Here is a 12,023-nt window from a genome sequence, read left to right on the forward strand (position 1 = left end):
GGCGGTCATCCTTCCTCGGAGTGGCGGGCGCGCAGCGCCCGGACCTTGTGGCGGTTGCCGCAGTGCTCCATGGAGCACCAGCGGCGGCGGCCGGGGCGTGAGGTGTCGACGTAGACGAGGTGGCAGTCCTCGGCGGCGCAGGTGCGGATGCGGTGCGCGAAGGGCCCGGTCAGCAGCTCGACGGCGTCCCGCGCCACAGTGGCCGCCAGCTGCGTACCGCTGGGGGTTCCGGCCCACTGCCGCTGGCCGGTCGGCGTGATGGCGGGCGCCAGGGGCGGACGGGCGGCTGTCTCGTTGACGGTGTCCAGGTCGCCGGGCGGGTGCGGCTCGCCGCGCGTGTGGGCGATGACGACCCGGAACAGGGCGTCGCGCAGCCTCCGCATGTCGGCCACGTCGGCTTCGGAGATCTCCAGCGCGGGCGTCGGGGTCAGTCGCGATCTGTCCGCCCAGGCGGCCAGGTCGGCGGGCTCGTGCAGGACCTCGTACCTGCGGTAGGGGCCGGGACCGCCGGTGGTCAGCAGTTCCAGGCACAGCGAGCCGGGGTCGAACCGGTAGGCGACTCCGGTGTGCGAGTGCAGCGTCAGTCCCTTGCTTGCGGAGGAGTCCATGTAACCAATATAACTGGTTACATGGCACTGAGTTGGAAGCTGGTCATCGACAGCACGAACGCCCCCGCCCTCGCGGACTTCTGGGCGGCGGCCCTGGAGTACGAGGTGGAGGACCCCAGCGCTCTCATCGAGCAGCTGCTGGCCGCCGGCCACATCGACGAGGCGGCGGTCACCGAGCATCACGGCCGCAAGACCTTCCGCGGCTATGCCGCGATCCGCCACCCCGAGGACCCGTTCGACGAGACCAGCGGCGTCGGCCGCGGCCGACGGCTGCTCTTCCAGGACGTACCCGAGGCCAAGGCGGGCAAGAACCGTCTGCACCTGGACGTCCACAGCGAGCCCGGCGGCCTCGACGAGCTGGTGACCCGCCTGGAAGACCTGGGGGCGACCCGCGTCCGCGAGGTCGACAAAGGGCCGGCCGGGCACTGGTGGGTCATGCGGGATCCCGAAGGCAACGAGTTCTGCGCGGCCTAGGGCCTGTCCGACGGGTCGCGGATTTTGGGCGAACGAGCGCTATGGCAGGGGTGTCTGGCGGAGGAAGGACATGCCGTACCGGCCGCCCTGCCAGATGTCCGCGCCGCTCACGTACATGGGGTTCCAGGAGTGCCAGTACAGGGACTCGATGACTTTCGGTTCGGGGCCGGGGAAGGCCGGCTTCATCGTGACCCCGGCGAGCGGATTGCGCTGGCGGTCCATGCTCCAGCTGCCGAAGTCCACGTCCAGGAACGTGGTCGCGTAGGCCGTGTTGCGGTCCAGGTCGGTCAGGGTGAACTGGGTCTGGGGTTTGCCGTTGACCCAGTACTTCGAGACTTCCAGTTTCGCCCGTCGGCCGTCGATGTTGCCCGCGTACTCGGAGTGGCCGTAGGGCGGCGAGTACCAGTCCCCGTAGCCCCGGAACGGCCGGCCCGCCGCGAAGGGCGGCGCGACGGTGGAACGGGAGAAGGACATCGGGAAGCCCGTACCGTTCCACGTGCTCGTGCCGGAGAGGTAGTCGGAGTTCCATGTGTGCAGGAGCAGGCTCGACCAGCTGAGAGTGCTGGGGCCGGTGAGCGTGATGTGGCGGATCTCGTGTGCGCCCAGGGGAACGTTCTGGATGTACCCCGAATAGGTCTCGTTCCGTTCCAGCTCGCTGAACTTGAGGAACAGCGTGTAGTAGCTGCTGGGCGGTTGTTGCTGGACCACGATCTCCAGCTTGGCATGCCGGCCGTCGTACGACCCCAGCCACGTGCCGTGATACGCCCGTACGTCCTGGAGCCGGAGCGTGCCCGCGGCTGCGGCGGGTGTGACTGCCCCGCCTACCGTCGACGCCACCCCGGCGGCGAGCGCGGCGCCGGCGGCTCTCTTGAGCGCCGTACGACGGGATATCGACTGGTGCGCTGTCATGGCCCACCCCAAGTATCGGAAGGGCCCCATGGTGGGGGAGACGAACCGCACGTGGCGTCCCCAAAACACGCCAACTGTGACGCGCGCCTACAGGCCCCAGGGCCGGCCCCGGCCCGGGCCAGCGGCTACGGGCGCGGGTCTGTCCAGCCCCGTACGAGGCGACTACGCGCCCGCGCACGGCCAGGTCCGGTCCTACCGGCGAACGTCTCCGCGCGCCTCCCGCCACATCGACCAGAGGGTCGGGCCGCCCCCGGGTACGTGGATCTCGCCCCGGACGGTGAACCCGAATCGCTCGTAGAAACCGATGTTGGCCTGCTTCGACGATTCGAGGTGCGTCGGCAGTCCGGCCGCGTCCGCCTTGGCCAGGCCCGAACGCAGCAGGGCAGCGCCGTGGCCGTTGCCCTGGGCCGCCGGGTCGGCGCCGAGCACCGCCAGGTACCAGTGCGGTTCCTGAGGGGCTGCCCCGCCGACCAGTTCCAGCATTTCTCCCAGCCGGGCCGCGTGCTCGCCCAGCAGCCCGTTGATGCGGGCCAGCGTCCCCTCGTCCGGGTGCTGCTCGGCCGTGCCGGGCGGTGTCCAGAAGGCCGCTGCCCCGTCGGTGCGTTCACAGTGACCAAGCGGGCCGTACTTGTGCGCGAGCATGACCTCGAACCACTGGCCGAGTCGGTCCTCACGCCCGTCCTCGTCGGGGAAGAGCCACAGCATCATCGGATCGTCCCCGAAGGCGCGGGCGAGGAGGCGTGTGACCTCAGGAGTGTCGCCGATCTCGATCGGCATGGGTGTGTTCGGTGACTGCATGCGCCCAACGTAAGATCCAAGATCCTTCCGGCCCATCGGTCGTTCTGCCGATTCCCCGGACGGCGTTGAGCCGGACGACCGGCCGCCGGCTGCGACGTCGTCAGGGTGTCGGGCCGAACAAAGACCATGAAGGTACATAGGCTCACTGTCTGGCCCTTGAGGTGGCCGTGTTACCCCACGCCAGGCCACGCCACGCCACGCCACGACGTGAAAGAGCGATGCCATGCCGATTCGTGCCGACAGTCGGCTGCACACCGTTTCCCTGTGGAGGGTTCTCGGCGGACTGCGCGAGGGCGGTCCGCTGGGGCTGATGGAACGTACCGGCCGGCAGGCGCAGGGCACGCTGACCCGAGTGGACCTGGGTGCCTTCCGACCCTTCCTGGTCATCCATCCCGACCATCTGCGGCACGTACTGCGCGACCGCGGCGAGAACTACCGGCGGGGCGCGATGATGTGGAAGCCGATGAGCCGGCTGACGGGGCTGGGCATCGCCGGCGAGGGACCCCAGTGGCAGGCGAGCCGTCGCCTCTGGTGCAAGGCGCTGTCGGGCCGTTCCGCACACACTGCCGCCGACACGACGGCCCCCTCGATCGCCGGTGCTGTGGCGGATCTGGAGAAGCGCGTGGCGGCCGGCGCGACAGTGGACGCGCTGGTCGAGATGACCCGCATCGTGCTGCGGATCATCAACCCGGTGTTCTTCGGCTCGCGCATCCCCCAGGCGCAGTGCGACCGGCTCGCCGCGGCGGTCACCGTCGCCTTCGGCTCGCTGTTGTGGCGGATGGCGCTGCCCTTCGTACCGCTCGCGGTGCCGCTGCCGGGTGACCGCGCGTTCGGGCGCGCCACCCGTACGGTCGACGAGATCCTGCTGCCGCTGATCCGCCGGGCACGGCACACTCCCCGAAGCGGTCCGGACCTGATGAGCCTGCTGCTCGAGGGCGGGCGCACGGACGGCCGGCCGCTGAGCGACGAGCACATCGCCCAGGACATCGTGGCCCTGTTCGTGGCGGGTTCGGAGTCCAGCGCGCTGACCCTGACCTGGCTCTGGGTCGCGCTGGAGTCCGAACCCGGGATCGTGGCGGAGCTCCGCCGAGAGGCCGACGAGGTGCTGCGTGGCGGACCGCCCCGGCGCGAACACGTACGGGAACTGGTACTCACCCGGCGCGTTCTGGCCGAGGTCTGCCGCCTGCACGCGGTGGCGTGGGCGGTGCCACGGACCGCCGCCGCCGATGACGTCATCGACGGGGTGAGCGTCCCGGCCGGGGCCACGCTGGTCCTCTCCCCCTACCTGACCCACCGGCTGCCCGAATTCTGGGAACAGCCGCTGCGGTTCGACCCCGACCGGTTCACCGAGGAGCGCGTACGCGACCGGCATCCGCTGGCATACCTGCCCTTCGGCGACGGTCCCCACCAGTGCGTCGGCCAGTCGTTCTTCCTTCAGGAGGCGGCGCTGGTCGTGGCCACGATGCTGAGTCGTCTGCGGTTCGCCGTGCCGGGCCGAGCCGTGCCCAGGGCGGCGGTCGCACTGCGGCCCCGGGACCGGGTCGACCTGGTGCTCACACCGCGCCGATGACAACGCCGACGCCGTCAGAACCGGTCCCACCACCAGGCCACCGAGGGGATCGGTGGTGGTGTGTCGGCGTCTGGTGCGTCCTCGGTGAAGGAGCCGGTGGTGACGACCGCTCCGGCGTGCCGGCCGTCAGGATTGGTGTAGCGGCCGGCTCGCAACCCCCATTCGATGTTCCCCCGGATCAGGTGGGAGAGATGATCGAGGTGCAACCGCAGCGGCTCACAAGCCCGGGACAGCACCTGGTCCCGCAGCCGGACGAAGCGCAGGGTCAGGCGGTTGCACAGGTCCACAGCCTCGGCCATGGCCTCTTCGAAGCCGAGGCCGCGTTCGGCGGCCAGGACGTCGATGAGGTTCAGCCGGCACCGCGAGGGCCGCGGGTCGCGGGCGGCCAGCCAGCGTTCCTTGCCGTAGGAGAACAGGTCGTCGTCGAAGGCAGCGATGGTGAGGGCCAGCTCGTCCAGGGCGCGCACCGCGGGCGAGTCCATCACCCAGCCGGGGATCTCCGCCCTGTCGATGATCTCCATCCAACTGGTGGTCGCGGTGCCGGCCGCGCTGTGCTGCCGCATGTGGGCGTAGTCGTCGAGCGACGGCGTACGGTCCCGCAGGCGGCAGCCGAACTCCCACAACACGCCGAGGAACCAGGCGCGGTGCCCCTCCACCACGCGTCGGACCTGCACCGGCGTGCCCTCCGCGCGGCAGCGCGCCGCCAGGTCGCCCGTTGCGGCGAGGAACGGGGCCACGGATCCGCCCGGTGCCGTACCCGGTGCCGTACCCGGTGCCATTCCCGGCGCCGTTCCCGGTGCTTCCAGCACGCGCAGCAGACGCGTGGCGAAGCCGCTGAAGTCGCCGGCACGCACGCTCGCGGGTCCCTCGTCGCAGTGCAGGTCGTCGAAGGCGAACATCAGCACGCACCAGTCCACGGCGACCTGGAGCCGACCGGCCGGCGCCCGGGGCATGATCCGCCCGTAGAAGCCCGCACAGTCGTTGCCGGTCATCCGCACGCGTTGCGCCCCGCCCCGGCACAGTCCGTACCCGTTGACCCAGGCCGCCGCCCGCGCGTTCAGCCGGTCGGCGTCCGGGTGCTCGGCGGAGGGCAGTGGACAGTACCGCGGCGGGATCTCCACACGGATGCCGTCCACGACGGGCCCTTGCGGGATGCCGCCGACCGCCGGGGCCAGGACGCCGCCACCCATGCCGGTCATGACAGCAGGGCTAGGGACAGCGCCTGCGCCACCTGGGTCACGTCACCGCCGGCGGTGGCGTCGAACACCGTGCCCTGGGCAGGCAGCGGGCTGGTACCGAAGGCGTCCTTGAGCGCGTTGTCCCCGCCCGGGCTCAGGCCCAGGGCCGCAGCGCCCTCCGCCGTGCCGTTGACGAGGTCGACCTTGGTCTTGTCCAGCTGAAAGTCCAGGGTGAACAGTTCGACCGGCTGCTGCCGCGCCCCGCCGGCCCTGGGGCCCTCGATGGTGGCCCTTCCGACGGTCTTACGCGTGCCGAAGTCAAACACCAGTTCCGTGAAGGACAGGGTCCGGCCCGTGGACTTCGTGAAGGTGACGCCGCCGTCGGCCGGTACCGATCCCGCGCTGATGTCCAGCGCGAACTGGCCCCGCGTTATCGGCAGGCGCACGCACGGGCGACCGCCGACGTAGGCCATCACCGCCGGGCTCCTGGCGCCGAGCGTCACCCCCTGGTCGGCCAGCGCCTTGGCGACGGCTGCCGTAGGACACAGATCCGTCTCCGCCTTGCCGACCTTCACCTGTGGAGCGGGCAGCACGCTAGGAGTGACCCCCGTAGCCGCCCCGACCCAGGACAGAGCCCAGCCCACAGCGGCGACCGCACAGCCCAGGGCCACGACACGGCTCCGGTACAAGGACATGACGACTCCTGTCGACGTACACATGACGTACACATGGAGTGCCGGCACATCGACTCCACCGACTCCGGCCCTCCGTCCTGCACGGGCCGGCCCTCCTCCACGCGACCACGCCGCCGGACCGGGGACTACCCCAGGCGGGCCGGCCGGGTGAACAGGAACACCGAGGCGAGGTTGAGCGGCCTGCCGGACTGGAGCGGGTGAACACAGCGCGCCGTCCTGTGGCGTTAGGCCATATTGGGTAGCCATCCCCCCAGATGGCAGGGGAGCCCGATCGAAGAACTGGATGTCGCGCCCGGGCACGTCGTCGAGTGGAGCATGCGGTCCCGAGGCGCTGCGGTGCGAGTTCCGACAGCTCACGGGTGAGGTGGGCCGCAACGCCCTCGCCCCTACCCGGCCGCGTCCTCATTGCCCGCTCCGAACAGCGGCGTATCCGTTGGCCGCATGTCAGGCCGGATCCGTACCCCCAACGCACCGACATTTTCCGGGTCGGCCAGGGCAACGGTCAGCAGTTCCCGGGCTCGGGCTCGCGCTTGTTGGCGGGTGCGGCGCCGGACCGGGTCCGCAGATTCCGCGCGTGCTCCACCCACTCGTCGACTTCCGCCGCTGATGGGGCGTCACCTCCGTACCCGCGGCCGCCGCTCCCTTCGCAAGGGCGGCAACCCGTTGGACCACTTCCCCCAGGGCCATGCGCAGGCGGCGGTGAGCGGAGCGGCAGGCGGCGCTGTACGTCCCGCCGCCCACGCCGCTCCGCTCACCGCCTCGCTCCAGGGTCAGCGGGCCTGCGGCCCGGTCTAGGCCAGAGTGCCGCAGTTTGTCTTGTAGCGGGCCACGACATAGCCGTCGATCTCGCCGCCCCAGTCGACGCACTTGCCCTTGGCGTCCAGGTAGACCGGCCCCGCGTACGAGGTGTAGAAGCCGTACTGTTCCTGCTTCGACTTCAGATCCTTGTCGCGCTGGATCCAGGAGCCCACCCACAGCCGTGAGCCGGTCGAACTGTTCCGCTTGGTGACCACGCAGTTCTTGCCGGTGGCGGAGTTGTAGGCCAGGAAGACCGTCCCGCGGCCCGGGATCGGGATCTGGTTGACCTGCGCGTACCCGGTACCGCACTCACGGTTGTACGTGGCGGCGGCGTCGGCCGGAGCGGCGACGGACGTCCCGGCGCCCGCCACCAGCGCGGTGACGGTCGTGGCGGCGGCGAGCAGCGTGGCTCCCGCAACGCGGGCACTTACAGCACACTTCACTGTGTCCTCCGTAGGAGTCGCAAGGCGCATGGTGCTTGGTTGATGGACGTACGCGGGACGGCCGTCTCCGTGCCCACACAGACACTCCACACCCCAAAGAGGTTGTACGCCCCCTCACCCCCACAATGCAGAACCGGCCACACGGCACACGGCAACGCGTGCCCCACTGTCCCCGCGTTTTCAGCCGAGTGCCGCCGACCGTGTGAATTCACACTGTCCGCGGGATCATGCATGGTCCCCGAGCGCCGCTGCGCGACCCTTGGGCACGCTCGGCCCGCCCGGGATACCGACGCCCCCTCCCCCGCACTCGACCGGTCGAGCGGCTTGGCGCCAGGAACGCACGTGGTCAAAGGGGCTGGAGCCGGTTGTGCAGGAGGCAGAATTCGTTGCCTTCCGGGTCGGCCAGGACGTGCCAGTTCTCGGTGCCGGTCTGGCCGACGTCGACGGGCCTGGCGCCGAGAGCGAGCAGCCGCTCCAGCTCGGCGTCCTGGTCGCGGTCGGTGGGGTTGACGTCGATGTGCAGTCGGAGCTTCGCGGGCCGCGGGTCGCTGCTGGGGCTGAGGATGAGGGTGGGCTGTGGGCCGCCGAAGCCGGCGTCGGGCGGCCCGATCTCGATGCTTCCGTCGTCCTCCCGGCCGAGTTCGACGTAGCCGAGGACCTCGCTCCAGAACGCGGCGAGCCGGTCGGGGTCGGCGGCGTCGATGACCAGCTCACTGATGCGGCATGCCATGCCCGTGAGTGTACGTAGACCCGACAGTTGATAGTCGTCCGCGCGCCGGAGGGCAACGTCGCGGACACACGCCCACGAGAAGCGGTCCGCCCGGGCGACCGAAGTCCGCCCTCTTGGATCGATATGTCTGAGAGCGCCACAATGGCCGCCCCGCGCCGCGTCGCGGGTCAGGGCTCTCCACGGTCCGCATCCCGCCTGGATCCAAGATCGATTGTCAGTGGTGGGTGAGAGGATCGGAGCATCAAGTCGGAAAAGGGGGAGCGGCCATGTCCGGAAACCAGAACTACATCAACCACGTTGCTCTTGTGTTGGATGCCAGTTCGTCCATGTCACGCCTGAGCAACAAGGTCGTCGAAGTCGCCGACCAGCAGATTGCCTATCTGGCCCGCCGGTCGCAGGAACTGGACCAGGAAACCCGCGTCACGGTCTACGTCTTCTCGAACAAGGTGGAGTGCGTCATTTACGACAAGGACGTGCTGCGGATGCCGTCCCTGAAGCAGATGTACAGGGTCGGTGGAATGACGGCTCTACTGGCGGCCACGCTGAAGTCGCAGCGCGAGTTGGCGCAGACAGCTCAACTGTACGGCGACCATAGCTTCCTGACGTTCGTACTGACCGACGGACAGGAGAACGCGAGTCATCGCTGCCCGGATGCCCCTGCCAAGGATCCGCGTGAACTGGTGCAGGCCGTGGCCAAGGTGATCGAAACGCAGGAGGACAACTGGACGCTGGCCGTCCTTGTGCCGGACCAGATGGGCAAGCGCGAGGCCATGCAGTGCGGTTTCCCGAAGGACAACATCGCCGTCTGGGACGCCACGAGCACACAGGGTCTGGAGGAAGCAGGGCAGGTCATCCAGCAGGCCACCGAGAAATTCATGGTGGGCCGCGCCCAGGGCATTCGAGGATCGCGGGCGGTGTTCTCCACGACTGCTGAGGCGGTCAACAAGGACACCATCAAGGCAGCCGGTCTCACCCCGGCGAATCCGTCGGAATACCAGCTGATCCCGGTGGCCCGCGCAGCGGCCATCCGGGACTGGGTCATCGAATGCGGATACACCTACCGTACGGGCTGTGCGTTCTATCAGTTGAGTAAGTCGGAGAAGATCCAGGCGAAGAAGCAGATCGCGGTGCTGGAGAAGAAAACGGACCGGGTGTACACGGGGCCCCAGGCCCGGGCCCTGCTCGGCCTGCCGGACATGGAAGTCCGCGTCAAGCCGGACCACAACGACGACTTCACGATCTTCGTTCAGAGCACCAGCGTGAACCGGAAGCTGGTACCGAACACGCGGCTGCTCCTCATGAACTGACGCCTTGGAGCCGAGCCCCGCCCGCCCGACTGGCGGGGCTCCCTGTTCGTATTCAACAACCGCCTCACGACTTCGTGCTTCGTTGGCCGTAGCGGGTCGTCGACCGTGCCGTGTCCTCGAACCAGGCAGCTATGACGAACGGTCGGATGACGGTTTGCTGGCGTGACGCCAGGGCCAGGCCCCCAGGGGGCCTGGTTGGTAGGGCCGCCGGCCCGGTAGCCATCCCCGTCCACCGCTCCCCCTCCGCACTCACAATCCCGCCAGTCCAACGAACTGACACTGGAACCTCCCACTCCGCCGAGTCATCTGTGTGATCAACGGGGATTCGGCAAGGCGCACCAGCGCACCAGCGCACACCGCAAGGGCACCAAGGGGGCAGGGATCTGCATGGCCATCAGCAGGCGCACACTACTGGCAGCGGGCGGCACCGGACTGGCGGCGACCGCTGCCTGGGGCAGCGCGGTGGGGACGGGCACGGCGGGGGCAACCGTCCAGAAGGCCGGCAAGAGTGACTGGGTGGCCCTCGGCAAGGGGCTCGCCGGCGGTCTCGTGCGTCCCGACGACGCCGATTACACCGCCGCCCGGCAGCTCTACAACACGCGTTTCGATGCGCTGCGCCCCGCCGCCATCGCCTACGTCGCCGGTACACCGGACATTGCCGCGTCCCTGGCCTTCGCGCGCCGCTTCTCCATACCCGTGTCCATACGCAACGGCGGTCACAGCTATGCCGGCTGGTCCAGCGGCAACGACCGGCTCGTCATCGACGTCTCACGGCTGAAGACGATCCGCACGCCGTCCGCGTCCACCGCGGTCATAGGCGCCGGCGCCAAGCTCATCGACGTCTACACCAGTCTGGCCGCGCATGGTGTGACCATCCCGGCGGGCTCCTGCCCCACCGTCGGCGTCTCCGGCCTCACCCTGGGCGGCGGGCACGGTGTCCTCTCCCGTGCCTACGGCCTCACCTGCGACAGCCTCACCGGCGCGACCCTCGTCACCGCCGACGGCAAGGCCGTCGACTGCGACGCCACCCGCAACGCTGACCTGTTCTGGGCCCTGCGCGGAGCCGGCAACGGCAACTTCGGCGTCGTCACCGAACTCCGCTTCCGTACCCGCGCCGTGGGTGAAGGGGTGACCGGGTACGTCTCGTTCCCCTGGTCCAAGGCCGCGGCCGTCGTGCGGGCGTGGCAGGAATGGGGGCCGAGCCGGCCGGACGAGATCTGGTCCGCCTGCGATCTGTCGGTCGCGGCGGGCGGCACCCCCCGGATATCCGTCGCCGCGTTCTCTGTCGGCTCGCAGCAGGACCTGGAGAACGCCTATGACGAGCTGATCGGCAAGGTGGCCAAGGCGAGCGGCGGAAGCGGCGGCATCGGGACCGTCCGGCTACGGCGCCGCCCCTATCTCGACACCGTCCGGGCCTACGCCGGCTGCGGCGACAAGTCCACCGAAGAGTGTCGCGTGCCGGGTGCCACGCCCGGCCGCCATGCCTCCGGAAAGCTGCAACGCGAGACGTACGCGGCGCGCTCGGACTTCTTCGACCGCCCGCTCGACGCCACGGGCACCCAGACCCTGCTCGACCAGCTGGAACGTTTCGGTCGCGGGGTCAAGGGCGGCGGCGCCTCGGTGCAGCTGACGGCCCTGGGCGGCGCGGTCAACCGCGTACAGCCGATGGCGACGGCCTTCGTGCACCGGGGCTCGCGCGTGCTGGCGCAGTACCTCACCTCGTGGGCGGCGGGCGGCGCGGGCACGGCCCAGGCCACCTGGCTCGACGGGATGCATGCGGCGATGCGCCGCCACGCCTCGGGCGCCGCGTACCAGAACTACACGGATGCGGGTCTGAAGGACTGGCGCGCGGCGTACTACGGGGACGCGGCGGAACGGCTGACGAAACTGAAGCGGCAGTACGACCCCCGGCGCGTCTTCGACTTCCCCCAAGCGCTGTGACGCCTCGCGACGGGGAGGAGCACACGGTCCGGCTGGTCATGGCGTGAACCATCCGTCGGCGAGGGAGAAGGGGCGGGTGCCGGCCGCCCGGGTGGTGCCGGCGGCGAACTTGGCCTAAGCGGTGAGTCCGGGCGTAGGTCCAACTACCCCTGCCCCGACGTGGAAGACCGGTCCCCGGCGAGCAGGCTGTCGCAGGGCTGGTCCAGGCGCTCGCTGTGGAGCTGTTCGGCAGCGCGGGCGGGCTCGCGGCCTCCGCCGGCCTGGCGCCCAGACGCAAGGCCCGCCACGGCTACGGCTTGACAAGGCCGTTGGGAAGTCTGACAGGCAGGACAGGCGTAGTCACCGCCCGCGAGGCCGCTCAGCCGCCCGTCCGACCGGCGCAGGCCGACCCGACGGCATGACGGCATGACGGCATGCCGTCGGGTCGGCATGACTCATTCCGCTTCAGTCGGGCTGCCATGGCTTGTGGCACACCTCATAACTCGCGTTCACATTCACACCTTGAACAACTTTTCGAAGCTCACAAGGGTGAGTGCGTGCGCCTGACGACCAGGTGCACGGAGGGGGATCAC

General features: G+C 69.7%; 11 protein-coding genes. 4 read left to right on the forward strand and 7 right to left on the reverse strand.

All coding sequences use genetic code 11. The features are described 5' to 3' along the window. Positions 1 to 5: 5 nt before the first annotated feature. Entirely contained in the window at positions 6 to 608 is a 603-nt protein-coding gene (locus ABZ956_RS24255; RefSeq protein ID WP_361897388.1) for a CGNR zinc finger domain-containing protein, read from the reverse strand. 21 nt (positions 609 to 629) lie between these two features. On the opposite strand from ABZ956_RS24255, the gene ABZ956_RS24260 reads away from it, so the two are divergent. Continuing rightward, positions 630 to 1,082, forward strand: coding sequence for a VOC family protein (locus ABZ956_RS24260; protein ID WP_361897391.1), 453 nt, complete (start codon positions 630 to 632; stop codon positions 1,080 to 1,082). Between the two features lie 39 nt (positions 1,083 to 1,121). Here ABZ956_RS24260 and ABZ956_RS24265 read toward each other — a convergent pair whose 3' ends face one another. Both ABZ956_RS24265 and ABZ956_RS24270 read right to left on the reverse strand, forming a co-directional pair. After that, the gene (locus ABZ956_RS24265) at positions 1,122 to 1,991 is read right to left on the reverse strand and encodes a hypothetical protein (RefSeq protein WP_361897394.1); all 870 of its coding nucleotides are present in this window, start codon (positions 1,989 to 1,991) and stop codon (positions 1,122 to 1,124) included. A gap of 192 nt (positions 1,992 to 2,183) precedes the next feature. After that, the gene (locus ABZ956_RS24270; protein WP_361897397.1) at positions 2,184 to 2,789 is read right to left on the reverse strand and encodes a GNAT family N-acetyltransferase; all 606 of its coding nucleotides are present in this window, start codon (positions 2,787 to 2,789) and stop codon (positions 2,184 to 2,186) included. Between the two features lie 223 nt (positions 2,790 to 3,012). Between ABZ956_RS24270 and ABZ956_RS24275 the strand changes: the two genes are divergently transcribed. Beyond that, on the forward strand, positions 3,013 to 4,359 hold the full coding sequence (locus tag ABZ956_RS24275) for a cytochrome P450 (RefSeq protein ID WP_361897400.1): 1,347 nt from the start codon (positions 3,013 to 3,015) through the stop codon (positions 4,357 to 4,359). Positions 4,360 to 4,373: 14 nt separating this feature from the next. On the opposite strand, the gene ABZ956_RS24280 is transcribed toward ABZ956_RS24275, so the two are convergent. From ABZ956_RS24280 to ABZ956_RS24295, 4 genes are all read right to left on the reverse strand, one after another. Beyond that, the gene (locus ABZ956_RS24280; protein WP_361897402.1) at positions 4,374 to 5,558 is read right to left on the reverse strand and encodes a glutamate dehydrogenase; all 1,185 of its coding nucleotides are present in this window, start codon (positions 5,556 to 5,558) and stop codon (positions 4,374 to 4,376) included. Next, positions 5,555 to 6,232 carry a hypothetical protein gene (locus tag ABZ956_RS24285; protein WP_361897404.1) on the reverse strand — a complete coding sequence of 226 codons (678 nt, stop codon included), beginning with the start codon at positions 6,230 to 6,232 and terminating at the stop codon, positions 5,555 to 5,557. Before ABZ956_RS24285 ends, ABZ956_RS24280 begins: the two co-directional genes overlap by 4 nt. 791 nt (positions 6,233 to 7,023) lie before the next feature. Further along, positions 7,024 to 7,473, reverse strand: a complete 450-nt coding sequence (locus tag ABZ956_RS24290; RefSeq protein WP_361897407.1) for a spore-associated protein A — start codon at positions 7,471 to 7,473, stop codon at positions 7,024 to 7,026. Between the two features lie 346 nt (positions 7,474 to 7,819). Then, on the reverse strand, positions 7,820 to 8,203 hold the full coding sequence (locus tag ABZ956_RS24295; RefSeq protein ID WP_361897410.1) for a VOC family protein: 384 nt from the start codon (positions 8,201 to 8,203) through the stop codon (positions 7,820 to 7,822). 266 nt (positions 8,204 to 8,469) lie between these two features. Between ABZ956_RS24295 and ABZ956_RS24300 the strand changes: the two genes are divergently transcribed. Together ABZ956_RS24300 and ABZ956_RS24305 are read left to right on the forward strand one after the other, a co-directional pair. After that, positions 8,470 to 9,510: a vWA domain-containing protein gene (locus ABZ956_RS24300; RefSeq protein WP_361897413.1), complete on the forward strand. Its 1,041-nt coding sequence runs from the start codon at positions 8,470 to 8,472 to the stop codon at positions 9,508 to 9,510. A 393-nt stretch (positions 9,511 to 9,903) separates the two neighbouring features. After that, positions 9,904 to 11,451 carry an FAD-binding oxidoreductase gene (locus ABZ956_RS24305; RefSeq protein ID WP_361897502.1) on the forward strand — a complete coding sequence of 516 codons (1,548 nt, stop codon included), beginning with the start codon at positions 9,904 to 9,906 and terminating at the stop codon, positions 11,449 to 11,451. Positions 11,452 to 12,023: the final 572 nt, after the last annotated feature.

The sequence above is a fragment of the Streptomyces sp. NPDC046261 genome (assembly GCF_040646235.1).
Lineage (GTDB): Bacteria > Actinomycetota > Actinomycetes > Streptomycetales > Streptomycetaceae > Streptomyces.